The following is a 17,453-nucleotide window of genomic DNA, read 5'->3' on the forward strand; positions in this document are numbered from 1 at the left end:
AAAACGACCCTGTCCAAATATGTAAAAAACAGGTATGATGATATGTGAGAAAATTCACATGCCTTGGGGGTTCAAATGTTTTTACGAAAGTTATTAGTCACTGTCATTACTTGTATTCTTGCATTCATCCTTATTTCAACTTATCTTGGCTTATTCATCACCTATTTTCGAGAAACAGGTTTAGAACATATTACAGACGGTTTTTCTGATTGGCTGACCCTTTATTTAATCTTTTTTGTACCTGTAATATTCGCATATGGTCTCCCGGTATCCATTCTTTCTGAATTTCTGACGAAAAAAATGAGTGGATGGAAACGTATGGCCTTCGCATACCTCATACATATTGGTTTTGCTGCTGTTACTGCGCTCTTTTGGCCCGAATATGTATTTAGCGTAGCCACAATCATAATCGCAGCTATCTTTTTTATCATAGATGAGTTGGTTTACTCGCTTCAGAAAAAGAAGAAAGTTCAATGGAAACCAATCTTATTGGCTATGATTTTACCAGCTATTATTACTGGCTTTTACATTATTCCTGCTATTAATCACGAGATCCAAACGGACCAAGAAGTGGCAAGGTTGGATAAGGAAGGGTTTCCAGAACCGGTTATCATAGTGGATGGTGAAGAATATACCGATGTAAAGCCGATGGCCTGTTGGGATAATGATGACAAAGAGCGATGTGGAAGGGACGTCTATCCACTCACCTCTACAAATCTGTATGGGTCTGAAGGAGACATTGTGGTGGAGCCAGGTGATACTTTGAACTTCACTTTCGAGAACAGTCCCGAAGAACCCGAGATTCAAATATCGTACTGGAAAAACGATGAAATTCAGAAAACGATGATTACAGATGGTCAGTGGGTAGTCCCGAACGAGCCAGGAATGTACGGTTACGGGATCAATGCCGATTGGACGGATATGAGCTTAGGATTTTCACTGAATATTGAAGTGAAAGAACAACAATAAGGGAGAGGATGACCTCGTGTCATCCTCTTTTTTCAATTTATAGATCAGTTTTCGCGTTTTCCCATAAAAATGAGAAATTATAGATCAGTTTTCGGTTATTTCCCATAAAAAGGGTGTTATTTCCAATAAAAATTGAAATTTATAGCTCAAATCAAGGTGATGATCGCTGGAACTCTGTGCGGATGATATGTCCGGAGTAAAGGATGTCCAGTCCACGTTCGAGAGAGCCTAAATAAGTAACCGAAACGGACTCTTCTTCATTTGAAAAAACAATCCGGCCATCAGGTCCAGGAAAGCTCATTTCCTGAGTTCCTTTACGTGGGCAGTTGTTGATCTTGGTGAGCAGTGTAGATACCTCTTCTTTCGTAAGCGCAACCTCTTCTCCATTCGTAGGAATCACCTTAGCTTGAGTAAACGCTTCTTTTATCAAATCTGATCGAAAAACGTGACAGCTTTTGTTCCAATAGATGCTAGCACCGAGTACGAAACCCACCAGCAATGTAAATACCACAAACTTCTTCATGCAACCGCCCTCCTTTTCTTCCGCTAAAACGTATACGAATCATCGTAACGAATGTTTCAAAACGGAACCAACGAGCTCTTCAATCGTATGTATAGTAGTTGAGAAAAGGAGCGGTACATATGAAAAAGTGGATTGTATGGACAACAATAGCCTTGATGGTGCTCGTATTCACAGGATGTAGTGACGAACAAGAGGCAGATCAACTCGTTGGAACTTGGAACGGCTCGATTGAAGTGCCCGGTCAGCCATTGAACATCATCCTCAAGTTTAAAAATGAAGATCAACTCTCAGGAACAATCTCGATTCCCGTGCAAAACGTAGAGGATTTCGAGCTCACTCAAGTGACCATTAAAGAAGGCGATGTTTCGTTCAAGATGCCGTTTTCCGGACAGAACATCTACTTCAAGGGAACGTTGAAAAACGAGAAAATTACGGGTACGTTCACACAACAAGGGAAGTCGCTTCCGTTTGAAGTGGTGAAAGGCGAACCTGAAAACGCCCAAGAGCCTGAAGAGAAAGAAGAGTTTCTAACGATTGAGACAGAAACGGGTAAACTGTATGGTTCTTTGCTTACGCCTGAAACAAAAGAACCGTCCCCGATCGCGATTATCATCCCAGGGTCTGGACCGACGGATCGCAACGGTAATTCGCCTGCACTTCCTGGTAAAAACAACAGCCTGAAGCTGTTGGCGGAAGGTTTGGCAGAGGAAGGTATTGCGAGTCTCCGATACGATAAGCGTGGTGCTGGGAAAAATGCGCAAGCGATCATGGACGAAAAGGATCTCCGTTTCGATCTTTTCATCAAAGATGCTGAAATGTGGATCGAGAAACTGAACAACGATGAGCGGTTCACGGACATCTACGTAATCGGCCACAGCCAGGGGTCGCTCGTTGGCATGGTGGCGGCTCAAAATTCGGAAGCAGATGCGTTTATTTCCATAGCGGGAGCGGGCCGTTCGATCGATGAAGTTTTAGCGGAACAGTTGCAGACCTTACCGGATGATCTCAAAAAAGAAAGTGAGCAGATCCTGGAATCGTTGAGAAAAGGGGAGACCGTCGCCGAGGTCGACCAACAGCTCATGAACATGTTCAAACCGAGCGTCCAACCGTTCCTTATTTCTTGGATGAAATACGAACCGACTAATGAAATTCAGAAACTCGACATCCCTGCGCTCATCATCAATGGAACGCACGACATCCAAGTACCGAAGCAGGATGCGGAAGCTTTGGCAAAAGTGGATGAGGATGCGACCTTGCTTTTAGTCGATAAAATGAACCACGTGCTGAAGGAAGCGCCGGCGGATCGAGAGAAGAATATCGCGACATATTCAGATCCATCGTTACCGCTCGCAGATGGTTTGCTTTCGGGAATTCTGGAGTTTTTACAATAGGGAGGCTTTGACATTCCTTCACGGATGCCGCAGAATAGAAGGGATGAAGAGGTGAAACGTGATGGCTGAGAAAGTATCAAATACGAAATGGTTTGGAATGGCGCTGCAAGCTTTGATCGTTCTTGCTGAAGAGGATACCCTGTGTCCGAGCGGCAAGATCGCGGAGAAGCTCGAGTCCCAATCCGCCTTTTTACGTAAAATATTGACGCACCTGGTGAAGGCCGACTTGATCCAGGCGAAGGAAGGTCGTGACGGTGGTTATTCCCTTGTGAAAAAGCCGGAGGAAATCACACTTGCAGAAGTGTACGAGGCGATGAAAGCAGAGAATTCGCAGAAAGGTTTCCTCGGTGTCGAAAGCAAGGAATGCTTTGCGCCGCCGACTAGGGAAGCGCTTTTTGAACTGAAGGACGAAATGGAAAGCTGGCTCGTCGAAGGCCTGAAACAGAAGACGATCGCGGATCTCATCCGTTAAAAACGAAACTTAGAAGGTTTCGTTTTTTTCTCCAGTTAACTGTTCTTGACAAAGTTACAGTTTAGCAGATATACTGTTCCTGAAATAATTACAGTTAAAGGGAGCCAACAAACATGTCGCAAAAAACGATGAGCAAAGAAGAATATTTAAATAAAGCGAAAGATCTTAATAAAGATGCAGGAGCACCGAAAGTTCTTGAGGATACAGACTTTTTCACAGTCGCCAAAGAACGTCGTTCCGTCCGTCAATACGACCCGACGGTAAAAATTTCTGAAGAAGAAATCCGTGAATTGTTGGAGGTGGCAAGTCAGGCACCGTCTTCATCCAACCTTCAGCCATGGAGATTCCTCGTCATCCAGGATCAGGCTGCGAAAGAAGAGTTGCTTCCGATCGCGAACAACCAACAACAGGTCGTGGAAGCATCCGCAGTCATCGCTGTCCTTGGAGATCGTGAAGGCTACAAAAACGCTGAACGCATTTTCGGAGAACTCGTCGAGATGGGCCGAATGGATGAAGAGCTGAAGAACACGTATGTGAACAGCATTACGCAAGGGTACGGAAGCTTTCCGGAAGAGCGTTTATTGAAGATCGCGATGATCGACGGTGGGCTCGTTTCCATGCAATTGATGCTTGCGGCAAAAGCTAAGGGTTATGACACGGTGCCGATGGGCGGATTCGACCAGGAGAAGTTCGTCGAAGCATTCCGTGTTCCGGAGAATTTCGAGCCGGTCATGTTGATCGCACTCGGAAAAGGCGCGAAGGCTGGATTTGAGAAGAACCGCCTGCCGCTGGACGAAGTTTTACAATGGAATAAGTACTAAGTGCACTGCTGCACTTCATTTCAGCTGGGGAGGCATACTCTCCAGTTTTTTTGTGTGTTATTTTCTGTAAAAGGGGAAAGAAGATGCTGAAGGGAGAAGATTTCTATGATGATCTTTTTCGGTTTTTTGTTGTTAGGCGTCTTGTTGGTTCTGGAGCTGAAATATGGATTGATTTCGTCCAGAAAGGTCCAAAAAGGTGGCTTGAAAGGCTTGATGGCACCTAATTCTGCGCTCATTAAGTGTCAATACTGCGATACGGAGTTTTTTAGAGGGAAAAACAGCCAGGAATGCCCGAATTGTTACCGGCCGATTTGAGTTTTGAGTCCTTGTTTTAGAAAAATCGCTCCTCGTTTTAGAAAAATAGCAGTTGGTTTTACAAAAATACTACCTCGATTTACAAAAATGAGGTGCAGTCTTGTAAAAACACTGCCTCGTTTTAGAAAACAGTACGATTTTCCTACATAAATACGGAAAGGCTGCCCCATTAAGGGCAGCCCTCTTCATTTAATACTTTCGCTCTTCTACGACTTCGCGATCCTGATCCAGGATGTACAGCTTGCTCGGCTTGTTTTCCTGCGCAATCTTTTCGGCGTACTCGATCGCATCGGTTTTCATTTCATAATGATCGACCGGGGCTGTGTCTTCGATTTTCACGTACCAGCCCTGGACGTCTCTATCTGGAACTACATGATACTTCTTCATTTGTACAACCTCCTCAATGCGTCGTTATACAACACTTCCCACGAGGAGGAGCCGTCAAACGTACAATCTAATCCTGCTTTTTTCCAATGTGCCGTTTTTCATATAATGAGCACCACCAGAGAAATCCGCAACCTGCAAAAAAGACCCCGAGACCTGCGAAAAAGATCCCCAATCCAGCCAATCCACTCATCAACATCCACCTCCGTAAACAATCCGCTACCTCAATTATAAAGAAAGACCACCGCCCTCGATAGGAAAAAAGTAAAAATAAGGGTATCTTGAAGGGGGGTTAAGGTTAGAATGGTAACTAACCTAAACAAGGGAGGAAAGACAATGGAAGCGAGTATGAGCCTTGAAGAAGTTGTCCAGCAGATTTCGAACTTAGCACAAAAGGAAGGGGAGGCACCGCGCAAAAAGCAGGTGAAGAAGTCCAACCCGGAGCTGATGAGAAACGCACTGTATTATTTTCCGAATTGGGATGCCGCCATCGAGAGCAGCCAGCAGACCTGAACCCATCCTCCATACGTCAAAAGAAAAACCGAGCATTCCCCTCTAAGAGGGAGTGCTCGGTTTTGTTCGTTATTGCAATTTTTCCAGGTAAGCATCCAATTTCTTGAATTGGGAAGCGACACCTTGTTCCACGCCCATGTCGATGACTTGTTGAAGCGCTTCTTCCGTTGCAAATTGTGTACGGCTGACGAGCTTCGTCTTTCCTTCATGATCCTCGAAGTTGATTGTGATCAGCATCTCAGGCATCTCGAGCTTATTGCCTTCCTTGTCGGTAAAAGAATCCTTGTAAACGATCTTCTCTGGTGCGGAAATCTCTTGATACTCCGCCAATCCACACGATTCCATCCCGAAGAAGTCCCCCTGGTTCTTATCCACACAAGTCATGCAGTAGCGCCATTCGCCACCAGGCTTGAATTCAAACGCCATAACTTTCGTCTCCCAGCCTTCAGGGCCCCACCATTTTTCTAGATGGTCTTTTTCCGCATACGCCTTGAAAACCAATTCCTTCGGGGCATCGAAAACGCGTTCCATAATGAGATCTCGACCTTCTACACTCGTTGTAATGCTCTTTGTTACAGGATTGTTTGACATTTTCATTCCTCCATCATCTTTTTTAAAAAGAATGTAAAGCCATCACTGCTCACTGCCATGATTCTCGTCATTACGTTGTAGTTCTTTCAGATATGCATCCAAGCGATCGAACCGCGCATCCTGAATGTCACGATAAGATGCCAACCATCGATCCAACTGCTTGAATGGCTCTCCCCTTAATTGGTAAATCCGCTTGTTGCCCACTGGAAAGACTGCGACTAGACCCGCTTCACTCAAGACTTTCAGGTGTTTTGAGACCTGAGGCTGACGGAGATCAAGTTGCTCAGCGATTTCTCCTACGGTTAGATGCTGTTCACGCAAGAGTTCTATAATCTTTAATCGGTTGTGCTCAGCGAGAGCACTTAGTATCTTTTCCATACATCCAATATACTCTAAAGGGAATATTCCCGTCAAGGAATATTTAAATTTTTCCACGTAAAAGTTTTCGACAAACTCAATCTGTAACAATGCCCAACCTATGTTCATATTTTGTTGAGGAGAGTTGTTGTAGGGTAATAGGTCTCTTCACATGGAATTTTAAATTGAACATATGGAGGTTAAGACATGACCGATTTTCACAAAGACATCAGGGACTTGAATGTTGGGGACTACAAGGCGAGCCAAATGGTGCCGAGTGAGCAGCATGGAGACTCTGATGATGAGCGGATCATTGTTGGTGCGTGTGTAGGTTGCTTCGGTTGCTTTGGCTGTTTCCGATGTTTCGGCTGTGCTCGTTGCGGAGGATGTGGCGGATGCGCACGTTGCGGAGGCTGTGCTCGATGTGCCCGATGTGGTGGATGTGGCCGTTGCGGTGGCTGCGGTAGATGCGGCGGTTGCGCAGGTGGATCAGAAGAGGAATAATAGGTGGAAAAAAACGACCCGTACCAGTTACGGGTCGTTTCCTATTCATACGTTACATGCAGTTGTTTTTGCGAGACGGTTTCCTTGATGGTCTCCTCGATCAAAGCCCAGGCTTCTTCAGCCCGATCATTAGGACCTTTATGTGTAAAAGCGTGATAGCAATCTTTGAATACGTGTTTCCGGACAGGGACGCCGGCCTTTTCTAGCTTATCTGCGTAAGCTATTCCTTCAGGATGAAAAGCATCATACTCAGCGATGATAAAAAGCGCGCTCGCCAAACCTTCCACGTTATCAGCAAGAACAGGAGAGGCATGCGGGTGTTTTTCAAGATCAGCATTCGGTACATAGCACCGGTTCATGAAGTTCGCGACCTGAGGATATTTCGCCCTTCTAGGATCGGGTTCCGGCTTATCCGCATGCGGCGTCACGAAATCGACCATCGGACAAGATAACACCTGCAGCAACGGTTGTGGCTCGTTCCGTTCTTTTAAAAAGAGGCAGAGGGCAGCAGTGATGTTCGCACCAGAGCTCTGACCACCGATCATGATCTTTTCCCGGTCGAAACTCAGTTCTTCCGTATGCGCACGAATCCATTGTAGAACCTCATAGCATTGCTGGATGGGCTGAGGAAATGAGTACTCAGGAGCCTTCCCATAATCCACATTGACCACTGCGCAACCGGTATGATTGGCGATGCGCCGGCAATACACATCATCCATCTCTTTCGAATTCATGATGAACGCGCCTCCGTGAAGGTTCATGTACACCGGCAGTTTTTCAACGGTTGTGTTCATCGGATAATAGATGGTAATGTCAGTCGGCTTCACACTCGTATGGATTAATACGTCTTTCTTTTCTTTCACTTCTTGATGATCGACCGTTGGATCATCTTCACTCGATAAAAGTCGAATCAACTTTGCAGCAGTCCATTTCAACACAGGGAGCCCCCCTTTTTTAGCTGTTTACCCTGTATAGGAATAAAGTAAGCTGTTGGTTTTCACTAAATTATATAAAACATTGCACAAAGAATAAATTCTATTGACTTTATGAACCGGTGAAGGTAACATACAAAACGTAATAATTACGATTTGCGCACCATCATCATTTCCTTTCAAAAGGGGAGAAGCTCCATTTACATAGTCTTATCGTTCAACATCTTTAGTCGGTTCCAATCGGAACTAAATTTTTTTGCGGATTAAATCGTAATAATTTCGATTTACCACAAGATAGGGGGACATCAGATGAAAATAAAACACTTATTCACATTACTCGTATTGATGTTAGTCGTTACAGCCTGTTCATCTGGACAGACGAATGGGACTTCAGGGGAAAAAGAACTGACATTTCTCTTTAACTTTACTGCCTCAACCTTGGATCCACATATTGATCAGAATAGTACAGCAGTCAGAGCAGGCATTACAGAAACACTGGTAAAGCTGAACGAGGACTTGGAGCTCGAGCCATGGCTTGCAAGTGAATGGGAGAACACAGATCCAACGACCTGGACTTTCACGATTAAGGAAGGCATTACGTTTCAAGACGGTACTGAAATGGATGCGCATGCCGTGAAAGAATCTTTCCAGAGAGCCATTGACGTGAGTGAGTCGGTGAAAGCGGCTTTAAAAATTGACACGATCAGTGTGGAAGGGAATCAAGTCATTTTCAAAACGACAGAACCACTCGCTGCCTTCCCTTCAGAACTGACGCATCCACATACCTCGATCGTCAAAATGGATGAGGATGAAACACTTAGTAAACAGCCGGTAGGGACAGGGCCGTTCAAGGTCGAGCAGTTCCAATCGGAAGTGAATGTAGAACTATCCAAGTACACGGCTTATTGGGATGGAGAGCCTAAGTTGGACAAGGTGAACTTCGGATTCAACACAGACGCCAATGCTCGGGCGATGGCGTTGAGATCAGGAGAAGCCGATATCGTTTATTACCTTCCATCTGACATCGCTTCATCTCTGAAAGAGGAGAAGAACCTCAAAGTGGAATCCAACAGCAGCTTACGCACGCATTTTATCGCGTATAACTTGAAGAGTCAGCAAGTCGACGATCTGAAGGTGAGAAAAGCGATTGACGCTCTTATCGATCGGGAAGCGGTCGCGAAAGACATTATGGGCAAACTTGCGGTGCCTGCTGGCGGACCGTTCAATCCTGAGTTCCCGTTCAGTCTTGGGGAAAAGCCGGCTTCACTAGATGTACATAAAGCGAAAACGTTGCTGGAAGAAGCGGGGTATACAGAGAAAGATGGCAGAATGTCGAAGGCTGGTCAACCACTGGTCTTGAACATGATCACCTATCAGTCGAGACCGGAGCTGCCGTTGATTGCTCAGATGATCCAATCCAATGCTGAACAGCTTGGGGTGAAGATGAACATCAAGACCGTGGATAACATTGATGAATATTTAAGTACGAACGAGGATTGGGACATTGCAACTTATAGCAACCTAACCGCTCCAAGAGGAGATGCGGGTTACTTCCTGAATGTAGCCTATCTTCCAGACGGGGCACTGAATGTCGGAGAGATCGATGATCCTGCTATCAATGAAAAAGTTTCCGAACTCAACCAGATGACAGAACCTGAAAAACGGAATGCGCTCGCGAAGGACATAGAAGGCATCACGAATGAGAAAGTCTACCAATCGTTCATCGTGCACCCTACGCTTACCGTTGCCATGAACGATCGGGTCAAACACTTTCACCCTGGAGAACAAGAGCACTATTTGATCACGCACACATTGGATGTTGAATGAGATGTTACGGCTATGCCTATCCAGGATCATTCAATTAGTGATCGTCCTTTTCTGCATCACGTTCTTGAGCTTCATCTTGATTAAACTCGCGCCTGGCGATCCTGTAAAATCAATGCTCAACGTGGATGAAGTGACGATCACACAAGCGGAAATACAAGAAGTAAGACGTGAAATGGGATTCGATCTCCCTCTTCACGTCCAATATGTCAGGTGGCTGCAACAGGCATTACAATTCGATTTTGGCGAATCGTATCTCACCAACCGTCCAGTCACGGATGAAATCATGAACAGGATTCCTGCTACCCTTCAGCTGATGGGGGGAGGCATGCTCGTCGTACTGATGGTCTCGATTCCGTTAGGTGTGTATTCAGCGATACACCAATCCAAGATGATCGATCATCTCGGAAGGGGATTTGCTTTCTTAGGCGCATCCATTCCGAATTTTTGGTTGGGGCTATTGTTGATTCAAGTGATCTGTGTGGAGTTGGGCATTTTACCTTTTATCGGTTACCAGGGGATTGAAAGTATGATCCTCCCATCTGTGACACTCGGTTTGGCGATGGCCGCGGTTTATGCCAGACTGCTTAGAGCAAGTATGCTTGATACGATGAATAAGCCATACATCCACCTTTTGAAAATCAGAGGGATCAAAGAGAAGAGCTTGACTTTCAAGTATGCATTGAGAGAAAGCTTGATTCCCGTCATCACGATGTTCGGCATGAGCCTCGGCAATCTGTTGGCGGGTGCCATCGTCGTAGAGATTCTCTTTTCCTGGCCGGGTCTTGGTAAAATGGCGGTCGAAGCCATCCTTAATAGAGATTATCCACTCATCCAAGGCTATATCCTGTTCGCGGGTATTTTTGTGATGCTCGTGAATTTGATTGTTGACCTTTCTTATTATGTGCTGGATCCGAGACTGAGATTAAAGGAGCACCAAGCATGACGACGCTCACAAGACGCATTCAAACCAAATGGAACCCCTTCGTACTGACCGGTGGGTTCCTTTTGATCATGATCGTTGGTATCATTCTTGGAATACCTTTATGGACTGAACATGATCCTTATACGGTCAATACGGGAGAGAGACTTCTGCCATCCAGCCTGGAACACCCGCTAGGGACCGATCAATTAGGTCGGGATATCCTTGCACGGATTGCGGAAGGGGCGACCTATACTTTAGGCATTTCTTTTGTCGCAATTCTCGTCTCCTTGCTCATTGGTCTGCCGCTCGGCATGATATCTGGCTTTTTAGGAAAAAAGATGGATCAAGTGCTGATGCGGATTATTGATAGCTTTGTCGCATTTCCTGATTTTCTGGTTGCCATCGTCATCACAGCCCTTTTAGGACCAGGCATATGGAATGTACTGATGGCCATCGTGTTCGTCAAATGGGTAGGCTATGCCCGGTTGGCGAGAGGGATTGTCCTGACAGAGAAGCATAAGGATTACATAACTATTTCGAAGTTGAGCGGAAGCAGTGTATGGAAAACGATTACCCTTCATCTGTCCCGGCATGTTTTAGCACCTACCATCGTACTCGCTACATTGGATATGGGCAAAGTCATACTCTTGATCTCGTCCTTGTCCTATATCGGTCTAGGTGCACAACCACCTATACCCGAATGGGGGACGATGCTCAATGAAGGCAGGCTCTATTTTCATGCGTCGCCTTCTTTAATCATCTTTCCCGGGCTCGCCATCATGCTTGTGGTCATGGCGTTCAATCTGATAGGAGATGGGATTCGTGACCAACTGGATGGCAAGCGGAGATAGGGGGGGAGAAGATGGATCCAATTCTAAAGATCGACGGCTTGAAAATCTTTAACAGTCTTGACGATCAGGTTATTGTCAACAACTTATCGCTAGAGGTTGAGGAGAAGCAGATTGTAGGTCTCATAGGTGAAAGCGGGAGCGGAAAAAGCATAACAGCAAGCGCAATCCTCGGAGCGCTGCCGCCTGAATTGAAGAAGAGTGGTACGATCCGCTTTTATGATCAGGACCTGTCATTTCATGATCTTGACGAGATTCGTAAGGTGATCGGCAGTAGCATCGGTTATATCCCACAAGATTACAACAGCGGGTTCTCGCCATTTTTTAAAATCGGTCACCAGATGGATGAACTTCTACAAACACATACCTCGTTAAATAAGAAGCAACGGAAGGTCAAAATCTACGATATGCTCGAGCGAGTCAAGCTTCAACCCCATAAGGTGTTTGATTCGTACCTCTTTCAACTGAGCGGCGGACAGCTTCAGCGTGCAGTCATTGCCTCTGCGATGATCCTTGAACCCAAGCTGCTTATCTGTGACGAAGTGACCACCGCTTTGGATGGGGAGAACGCCGAAGAGATTTTGAATCTGCTCAATGGTTTACGCGAAGATTTTGGCACAGCGATCATTTTCATCTCTCATCAGCTGAATCAAGTCTTGAAAATCAGCGATGTGGTGGCTGTGATGTATGGGGGCGAAATCATGGAAATTGGGGAAATCCAACAGATCAAACGTCAAGCCATCCATCCTTACACGAGACTGCTAATGGAAGCAAAACCTCGCATCACGAACGGTGTGCAAATTCTTTCCGTCATTCCCGGAGAACCAGGGGACATCCATCGGAACGGGTGTCCATTTGCTAGAAGGTGTCCTTTTTCAGGAAGTGAGTGTTTTGAAATACCAGTCGTATTGAGCGGAAAGGGAAGCCACCGTCTCGCCTGTCATCACTATTCGAAGCTTTCCGATTGGAAGGAGGATGAACATGTCGTTGCTCGAAGTCCAGTCCATCAGTAAAAAGTACGGCGATGTCGAAGTGTTGAAGGATATCACATTTGCGCTTGGGCACGGTGAATCCCTTGGAATCGTCGGAGGAAGCGGGAGTGGCAAGAGTACATTGATCAAATGCATCACGGGCATTGAACAGATTCAATCCGGAAAGATCTTCTTTGACGAAAGATGCCTGCACAAAAAACGGAAGCAAACCTACAAAGACATGCAAATCATCCTGCAGGATCCGAGTTCCTCACTGAATCCTAAATTACCGGTTAGGGTGAGCATGATGGAACCGTACAGCAATTTTCACATCAACAAATGGACACCTTCCCTACGGAATAAGCAAAGACTGTATCAAAAAGCCGTCGAATTAGGTGAAAGGGTCGGGATTGAAGAAGCACTGCTACGCAGACTTCCCCACGAATTGAGCGGTGGACAGAAGCAGAGGATTTCCATTGCAAGAGGCATCAGCTTGCATCCCAAATTACTTATCCTAGACGAACCGACCTCCAGCCTCGACGTTTCCGTACAAGCGCAAATCTTGAACCTTTTGAAGGATCTGCAAAACCGATTCGGTATGGCTTTCTTATTCATTTCACACGACATAGCGGCTGTCCGTTATCTATGTGAGGACATCATGGTCATGAATGACGGGGCGATTGTGGAGACATTCAAGTCCAAACGCCTGTTGGACCATGATCGGCATGATTATACAAAAGCACTGATTAAATTTGCGGAGGGTTAGCTCGACCCTCCCACAATACGCCTCATTCGAATCAAAAAATAGATCACTGCTGCAATAAGGAGTCCAATGAGAACAATAGTCGTCCCCTTTTGTACAACATGGACTGGACTGTTGGTATAAGCATATTCCCCGCGACGGAACGCCTTCTTATACTGCACTTTACCGATTTCAACCGCAATCGCCTCATCCGTACTCACGCCAGTAATCTCATAGTATTTCGTCCCTTTCCGATATGCGTTTGAAAAGTTACCGGACATCGTGTTCATATCCGAATAGCTCGTCACATGGCCGATTTCTCGCTCCACGTCCGTGATATAATCATCGGTCACTTCATACATAAAGCCGTCCCAAACGACAAATGGATACACCCAGGATGTCGCCAATGCTTGAAACGGCAACACCAGAAGCAACATACAAAACACCCCTATACCCGCAAAAGAAGTCTTCATCTGCACCCCAACCTTCTCTCTTTAACTGGTAAAATATGATAATTCGAGTATACCATCAAACTCCTATACATAAGAGACAAATTCCCGCTCATACAATCAGTAAGAATGACGTTTTTGTAGGATAGGACAGCTCTCACAGTGAGGAGGAGCGCGTATGACCAAAATGACACCGACGATGCGTTTGAAAGTGAACCGGGATACGTTCTTTCTGCCGGATGCCGCAGGGCGGGTGTATTTCCGGAACAACGCAGGATCTTTCCAAATGGAAGGGGAATCAATTGATCGCTGGATAGAAAAACTAGTGCCGATGTTCAACGGCGACCATAGTTTGGCAGAGCTCACCGATGGCCTTCCGGAACCATACAAAAAGAGAGTTTACGAGATTGCGGAAGCCCTCCATCAGAATGGGTTCGTCCAGGACATCAGCGACTACAAACCACATGGATTGAAGGAGGACGTCCTCACCAAATACGCATCACAGATCGAGTTCCTGAACAGTTTCGGCGGTTCAGGCGCTTATCGTTTTGAACAATACCGGAAGGAAAAAGTGCTCGCAATCGGCTCGGGTCCGTTTTTCCTGTCGCTCGTCAATGCACTTCTCGAGTCTGGTCTCCCGAATTTCCACGTACTCGTGAATGAAGAAGTCGAGACGAACCGAAAGCGGCTCGCGGAATTAACGTCCCATGCCCGTAAAACCGACCCGCAAGTTGCAGTCGAGGTCGTTACGAAAGCAGAAGCGGTCCGCTCATGGAGCGAGGTCATCGAACCGTTCGAGACCGTCTACTATGTTTCGCAAACGGGCGAGCTGGAGGAGCTCAGAGTCCTTCACGCTGTCTGCCGCGATCAGAACAAACGATTCATTCCGGCCGTCTGTTTTGAAAAAGTAGGGATGGCAGGTCCGGTCGTTACACCGGATTCAGAGGCATGTTGGGAATCGGCGTGGCGAAGCTTGCATCAGAGCGCATTGGAAAACGAGCACTCGACAGGTCTATATGCAACGACCGCCGGCGCGTTGCTCGCGAACCTTTGCGTGTTTGAAGGCTTCAAGACGATGACAGGCGTCAGCACCACCCCTAACCAGCTCTACACGTTGGACCTTTTTACACTGACCGGAAAATGGCACACCTTCCGACCATATCCAAGGGTGACGGACTGCACCTCGATTGTAAAAGTCGATTCGCTGAATCGAGAGAAGAAGGAAGAGAGCGAGTTGTTCCTCACGTTCGGCAGGATGACGTCTCAGGTGACCGGCATTTTCCATCGCTGGGAAGAGGGCGACCTCAACCAGATTCCACTGTCGCAGTGCGCGGTTCAGGTGGCAGACCCGATCTGCGATGGACCGGCGGAACTTTTACCGGTGAAAAATTGCAGCGGACTCACGCACGAGGAAGCGCGGAAAGAAGCGGGGCTAGTCGGCGTGGAAGACTATTGTGGAAGACTGATCGACTCGTTCCAGCCCGCCTATAACGGGGTCGGTGCAGGTGAAACGGCGGAAGAAGGCATCAGCCGCGGTGTACAGAAATGTCTCATGGAAAAACTGAAAGCACGCGGTGAGCATACATTAACGCCTGTAAAACTAGGTGAGGTCACTGACGACCATTGCAAGTTTTACATGAACGTGTTGGAGGAACCATGCGTGTTCCTGGGAGAGTATCTATTCGGTTATCCGGTCACCTGGGTGTGCGTCAATGATTGTTGGTACGGCAGTGCCGGAATGAATGTGACGCAGGCACTCAGATGCTGCCTGGAGAAAGCGATATTGAAGGATTGCCACACGAATGCGATCTGTACGGAAAACGTAACCGTAACCAAGTGTGATCCACAAGCACTTGACGTTCCACAACTCGAAATCGATCTTTTCAAAATCACCGAAACGTGTGATGTGTACGAATTGAAGATGGAGGCCCTGTTCAAAAAGGATGAACTCGGTGTCTATGGTGTCCTCTTGCGAGAGGAGGTGGTGGAATGATGCAGACGGTTCTCGTGATTGGTCACGGCGTGCTCGCAGAATATGTGTGCAACCAACTGAAAGGTCAATGTGAAGTGATCCGAAGGGCTGAAGTGGAAAAAGGATTGCCTCAAGCGGAACTCGCGCTCGTTTTACATGACACATGGGTGCCGGCAGTCCACCAACAGGCGGAAGAAATGCTCGATATTCCATGGCTCCGAGGGTTCGTTTCATTTGGAGAAGGTGTCATCGGGCCCCTCGTCCGACCAGGAGAAGCGGGCTGTTCCCAGTGCGCCGATACGCGGATGTTGATGGCGGGGCGTGACCGGAAAGAAATGTGGGACCTACGGCAGCAACAGGTGTCGATTCAAGACCGGAACCCCGACGCCTGGACATCCAACTCAGGTTTCCTACAGATGGCACTCGTTTTACAGTCGGAAGTTTGCAAACTTCTTAAAGGAGAGAATCCACAGTCTGAAAACCATGTGTGCCTGCTCAGTCTAAAAACGCTTGAAAACTCATGGCGTACCATCTTGCCGGATGCGATGTGTCCGAATTGTGCAGAGATCCCGGCGGATGCTCCGGAAGAGATGAAACTTGAACCGAGCATGAAAGTGAGCCTGGACACATACCGGTGCCGTCCGATGGGTGAGCTGAAGCAAGCGCTCGCGAAAGATTATCTCGACAACCGGACCGGCATGCTGAACTCCAAAACGTATGACCCGCAGACCATTTTCGCAGACGTGATCGTCAATCTGCCGCTCTTCAACGGAAACGAAGGAACAGCTGGTCGGACGCACTCGTATGAACTGAGCACATCGACCGCGATCCTCGAAGCACTGGAACGATCGTGTGGAATCGGTGCCCGAGGCAAAAAGACCGTCGTCCGTGACGCCTATAATAACATCAAGGATCACGCGTTGAACCCGCTGTCGGTCGGCGTTCATTCCGATGAACAATACGCGCTGCCGAACTTTCCATTCAAAAAGTTCGACCCAGACAGGAAAATGAACTGGGTGTGGGGCTACTCGTTTTTACAGGAAAAGCCGATGCTCGTGCCTGAGCTGCTCGCCTATTACAGCATGGGCTGCGGTGGCGGTTTCATATTCGAGACATCCAATGGCTGTGCGCTCGGTGGAAGCCGGGAAGAAGCGATCTTTTACGGAATTATGGAAGTCATCGAACGAGATGCGTTCCTGCTCACCTGGTACGCACAACTCGAGCTGCCGCGGCTCGACCCGAAGTCCGCCGGTGACAAAGAGCTCGAGCAGATGGTGACGCGGATGCGGGATGTCGCAGGCTATGACCTTCATCTGTACAATGCAACAATGGAACACGGCATCCCAGGTGTGTGGGCGATGGCGAAGAACCGGAAAGAGGAAGGGATGAACATCATTTGTGCGGCGGGTGCCCACCTCGACCCAATCCGCGCGACGAAAAGCGCGGTGTACGAACTGGCCGGTATGGTGCTCAATATGGATGAAAAGTTCGAAACAGGCAAAGCAGAGCACATGAAAATGCTCCATAATGACTCACTCGTCCGGCGGATGGATGATCACGGGATGCTGTATGGACTGAAGGAGGCGGAGGAACGGCTGAACTTTTTACTGAAGGATAACGGGCCGATGCAGACGTTCGGGCAGGCGTTCCCGGAACGACCGAAGAACCCGGATCTGACCGAGGAACTGAAAGAGATCATCCAGAAGCTACACGAACTCGGGCTTGATGTCATCGTTGTCGACCAGACGACACCGGAAGTCCGGCAGAACGGCCTCCATTGCATGAAAGTCCTCATACCGGGCATGCTGCCGATGACGTTCGGCCATCACTTGACCCGTTACAAGGGACTCGAACGTGTGCTCAAGGTGCCGATGGAACTCGGGTATGTGGAGGAACCGCTCACTTACGAAACGCTCAACCCGTTTCCGCACCCGTTCCCGTAGGAAGGAG

The 17,453-nt window shown here is 47.4% G+C and carries 20 protein-coding genes; 14 read left to right on the plus strand and 6 right to left on the minus strand.

The window, feature by feature from the left end:
* Positions 1-75: 75 nt before the first annotated feature.
* Positions 76-969: a hypothetical protein gene (locus ACSVDE_RS02100; RefSeq protein WP_439299306.1), complete on the plus strand. Its 894-nt coding sequence runs from the start codon at positions 76-78 to the stop codon at positions 967-969.
* A 151-nt stretch (positions 970-1,120) separates the two neighbouring features.
* On the opposite strand, the gene ACSVDE_RS02105 is transcribed toward ACSVDE_RS02100, so the two are convergent.
* A complete protein-coding gene (locus tag ACSVDE_RS02105; RefSeq protein ID WP_439299307.1) occupies positions 1,121-1,492 on the minus strand; it encodes a hypothetical protein in 372 nt (123 codons plus the stop codon).
* A 119-nt stretch (positions 1,493-1,611) separates the two neighbouring features.
* On the opposite strand from ACSVDE_RS02105, the gene ACSVDE_RS02110 reads away from it, so the two are divergent.
* The 4 genes from ACSVDE_RS02110 to ACSVDE_RS02125 all read left to right on the plus strand — a co-directional run bounded on the left by ACSVDE_RS02110 (position 1,612) and on the right by ACSVDE_RS02125 (position 4,491).
* On the plus strand, positions 1,612-2,883 hold the full coding sequence (locus ACSVDE_RS02110) for an alpha/beta hydrolase (RefSeq protein ID WP_439299308.1): 1,272 nt from the start codon (positions 1,612-1,614) through the stop codon (positions 2,881-2,883).
* Positions 2,884-2,944: 61 nt separating this feature from the next.
* A complete protein-coding gene (locus tag ACSVDE_RS02115; protein WP_439299309.1) occupies positions 2,945-3,355 on the plus strand; it encodes an RrF2 family transcriptional regulator in 411 nt (136 codons plus the stop codon).
* A gap of 113 nt (positions 3,356-3,468) precedes the next feature.
* Positions 3,469-4,176: a nitroreductase family protein gene (locus ACSVDE_RS02120; RefSeq protein WP_439299310.1), complete on the plus strand. Its 708-nt coding sequence runs from the start codon at positions 3,469-3,471 to the stop codon at positions 4,174-4,176.
* A 105-nt stretch (positions 4,177-4,281) separates the two neighbouring features.
* Positions 4,282-4,491: a hypothetical protein gene (locus ACSVDE_RS02125; RefSeq protein ID WP_439299311.1), complete on the plus strand. Its 210-nt coding sequence runs from the start codon at positions 4,282-4,284 to the stop codon at positions 4,489-4,491.
* Positions 4,492-4,680: 189 nt separating this feature from the next.
* Here ACSVDE_RS02125 and ACSVDE_RS02130 read toward each other — a convergent pair whose 3' ends face one another.
* A complete protein-coding gene (locus tag ACSVDE_RS02130) occupies positions 4,681-4,878 on the minus strand; it encodes a DUF2188 domain-containing protein (RefSeq protein WP_439299312.1) in 198 nt (65 codons plus the stop codon).
* A 333-nt stretch (positions 4,879-5,211) separates the two neighbouring features.
* On the opposite strand from ACSVDE_RS02130, the gene ACSVDE_RS02135 reads away from it, so the two are divergent.
* Positions 5,212-5,388: a hypothetical protein gene (locus tag ACSVDE_RS02135; protein WP_439299313.1), complete on the plus strand. Its 177-nt coding sequence runs from the start codon at positions 5,212-5,214 to the stop codon at positions 5,386-5,388.
* A 69-nt stretch (positions 5,389-5,457) separates the two neighbouring features.
* On the opposite strand, the gene ACSVDE_RS02140 is transcribed toward ACSVDE_RS02135, so the two are convergent.
* Both ACSVDE_RS02140 and ACSVDE_RS02145 read right to left on the minus strand, forming a co-directional pair.
* On the minus strand, positions 5,458-5,979 hold the full coding sequence (locus tag ACSVDE_RS02140; RefSeq protein ID WP_439299314.1) for an SRPBCC domain-containing protein: 522 nt from the start codon (positions 5,977-5,979) through the stop codon (positions 5,458-5,460).
* A 42-nt stretch (positions 5,980-6,021) separates the two neighbouring features.
* Positions 6,022-6,357, minus strand: coding sequence for an ArsR/SmtB family transcription factor (locus ACSVDE_RS02145; protein WP_439299315.1), 336 nt, complete (start codon positions 6,355-6,357; stop codon positions 6,022-6,024).
* A gap of 186 nt (positions 6,358-6,543) precedes the next feature.
* On the opposite strand from ACSVDE_RS02145, the gene ACSVDE_RS02150 reads away from it, so the two are divergent.
* Entirely contained in the window at positions 6,544-6,840 is a 297-nt protein-coding gene (locus ACSVDE_RS02150) for a hypothetical protein (protein WP_439299316.1), read from the plus strand.
* A 41-nt stretch (positions 6,841-6,881) separates the two neighbouring features.
* On the opposite strand, the gene ACSVDE_RS02155 is transcribed toward ACSVDE_RS02150, so the two are convergent.
* Entirely contained in the window at positions 6,882-7,778 is an 897-nt protein-coding gene (locus ACSVDE_RS02155) for an alpha/beta hydrolase (RefSeq protein WP_439299317.1), read from the minus strand.
* A gap of 303 nt (positions 7,779-8,081) precedes the next feature.
* Here ACSVDE_RS02155 and nikA point away from each other — a divergent pair, with 303 nt between their 5' ends.
* The 5 genes from nikA to ACSVDE_RS02180 are packed head-to-tail and all read left to right on the plus strand — an operon-like array spanning position 8,082 to position 13,106.
* The gene (gene nikA, locus ACSVDE_RS02160; protein WP_439299318.1) at positions 8,082-9,599 is read left to right on the plus strand and encodes a nickel ABC transporter substrate-binding protein; all 1,518 of its coding nucleotides are present in this window, start codon (positions 8,082-8,084) and stop codon (positions 9,597-9,599) included.
* Between the two features lies 1 nt (position 9,600).
* Complete coding sequence (gene nikB / locus ACSVDE_RS02165; protein ID WP_439299319.1) at positions 9,601-10,542, plus strand: nickel ABC transporter permease; 942 nt, start codon at positions 9,601-9,603, stop codon at positions 10,540-10,542.
* Positions 10,539-11,372: a nickel transporter permease gene (nikC, locus tag ACSVDE_RS02170; RefSeq protein ID WP_439299320.1), complete on the plus strand. Its 834-nt coding sequence runs from the start codon at positions 10,539-10,541 to the stop codon at positions 11,370-11,372. The genes nikB and nikC overlap by 4 nt, the downstream gene beginning before the upstream one ends.
* 11 nt (positions 11,373-11,383) lie before the next feature.
* The gene (locus ACSVDE_RS02175) at positions 11,384-12,382 is read left to right on the plus strand and encodes an ABC transporter ATP-binding protein (RefSeq protein WP_439299321.1); all 999 of its coding nucleotides are present in this window, start codon (positions 11,384-11,386) and stop codon (positions 12,380-12,382) included.
* Positions 12,351-13,106 carry an ABC transporter ATP-binding protein gene (locus ACSVDE_RS02180; protein ID WP_439299322.1) on the plus strand — a complete coding sequence of 252 codons (756 nt, stop codon included), beginning with the start codon at positions 12,351-12,353 and terminating at the stop codon, positions 13,104-13,106. Before ACSVDE_RS02175 ends, ACSVDE_RS02180 begins: the two co-directional genes overlap by 32 nt.
* Here the strand turns inward: ACSVDE_RS02180 and ACSVDE_RS02185 are convergent.
* Entirely contained in the window at positions 13,103-13,519 is a 417-nt protein-coding gene (locus ACSVDE_RS02185) for a hypothetical protein (protein WP_439299323.1), read from the minus strand. The genes ACSVDE_RS02180 and ACSVDE_RS02185 overlap by 4 nt on opposite strands.
* A gap of 190 nt (positions 13,520-13,709) precedes the next feature.
* Here ACSVDE_RS02185 and ACSVDE_RS02190 point away from each other — a divergent pair, with 190 nt between their 5' ends.
* Positions 13,710-15,524, plus strand: coding sequence for a putative thiazole-containing bacteriocin maturation protein (locus ACSVDE_RS02190; RefSeq protein WP_439299324.1), 1,815 nt, complete (start codon positions 13,710-13,712; stop codon positions 15,522-15,524).
* Positions 15,521-17,446 carry a TOMM precursor leader peptide-binding protein gene (locus ACSVDE_RS02195; RefSeq protein WP_439299325.1) on the plus strand — a complete coding sequence of 642 codons (1,926 nt, stop codon included), beginning with the start codon at positions 15,521-15,523 and terminating at the stop codon, positions 17,444-17,446. The genes ACSVDE_RS02190 and ACSVDE_RS02195 overlap by 4 nt, the downstream gene beginning before the upstream one ends.
* Positions 17,447-17,453 lie beyond the last annotated feature (7 nt).

The sequence above is a fragment of the Pseudalkalibacillus sp. Hm43 genome, from assembly GCF_051842935.1.
Taxonomy (GTDB): Bacteria; Bacillota; Bacilli; order Bacillales; family Fictibacillaceae; genus Pseudalkalibacillus.

Bases quoted from the DNA above. Each gene is read 5' to 3' on its own strand.
- ACSVDE_RS02100 (WP_439299306.1), top strand. From the start codon at position 76: ATGTTTTTACGAAAGTTATTAGTCACTGTCATTACTTGTATTCTTGCA.
- ACSVDE_RS02105 (WP_439299307.1), bottom strand. From the start codon at position 1,492: ATGAAGAAGTTTGTGGTATTTACATTGCTGGTGGGTTTCGTACTCGGT.
- ACSVDE_RS02110 (WP_439299308.1), top strand. From the start codon at position 1,612: ATGAAAAAGTGGATTGTATGGACAACAATAGCCTTGATGGTGCTCGTA.
- ACSVDE_RS02115 (WP_439299309.1), top strand. From the start codon at position 2,945: ATGGCTGAGAAAGTATCAAATACGAAATGGTTTGGAATGGCGCTGCAA.
- ACSVDE_RS02120 (WP_439299310.1), top strand. From the start codon at position 3,469: ATGTCGCAAAAAACGATGAGCAAAGAAGAATATTTAAATAAAGCGAAA.
- ACSVDE_RS02125 (WP_439299311.1), top strand. From the start codon at position 4,282: ATGATGATCTTTTTCGGTTTTTTGTTGTTAGGCGTCTTGTTGGTTCTG.
- ACSVDE_RS02130 (WP_439299312.1), bottom strand. From the start codon at position 4,878: ATGAAGAAGTATCATGTAGTTCCAGATAGAGACGTCCAGGGCTGGTAC.
- ACSVDE_RS02135 (WP_439299313.1), top strand. From the start codon at position 5,212: ATGGAAGCGAGTATGAGCCTTGAAGAAGTTGTCCAGCAGATTTCGAAC.
- ACSVDE_RS02140 (WP_439299314.1), bottom strand. From the start codon at position 5,979: ATGTCAAACAATCCTGTAACAAAGAGCATTACAACGAGTGTAGAAGGT.
- ACSVDE_RS02145 (WP_439299315.1), bottom strand. From the start codon at position 6,357: ATGGAAAAGATACTAAGTGCTCTCGCTGAGCACAACCGATTAAAGATT.
- ACSVDE_RS02150 (WP_439299316.1), top strand. From the start codon at position 6,544: ATGACCGATTTTCACAAAGACATCAGGGACTTGAATGTTGGGGACTAC.
- nikA (WP_439299318.1), top strand. From the start codon at position 8,082: ATGAAAATAAAACACTTATTCACATTACTCGTATTGATGTTAGTCGTT.
- nikB (WP_439299319.1), top strand. From the start codon at position 9,601: ATGTTACGGCTATGCCTATCCAGGATCATTCAATTAGTGATCGTCCTT.
- nikC (WP_439299320.1), top strand. From the start codon at position 10,539: ATGACGACGCTCACAAGACGCATTCAAACCAAATGGAACCCCTTCGTA.
- ACSVDE_RS02175 (WP_439299321.1), top strand. From the start codon at position 11,384: ATGGATCCAATTCTAAAGATCGACGGCTTGAAAATCTTTAACAGTCTT.
- ACSVDE_RS02180 (WP_439299322.1), top strand. From the start codon at position 12,351: ATGTCGTTGCTCGAAGTCCAGTCCATCAGTAAAAAGTACGGCGATGTC.
- ACSVDE_RS02185 (WP_439299323.1), bottom strand. From the start codon at position 13,519: ATGTTGCTTCTGGTGTTGCCGTTTCAAGCATTGGCGACATCCTGGGTG.
- ACSVDE_RS02190 (WP_439299324.1), top strand. From the start codon at position 13,710: ATGACCAAAATGACACCGACGATGCGTTTGAAAGTGAACCGGGATACG.
- ACSVDE_RS02195 (WP_439299325.1), top strand. From the start codon at position 15,521: ATGATGCAGACGGTTCTCGTGATTGGTCACGGCGTGCTCGCAGAATAT.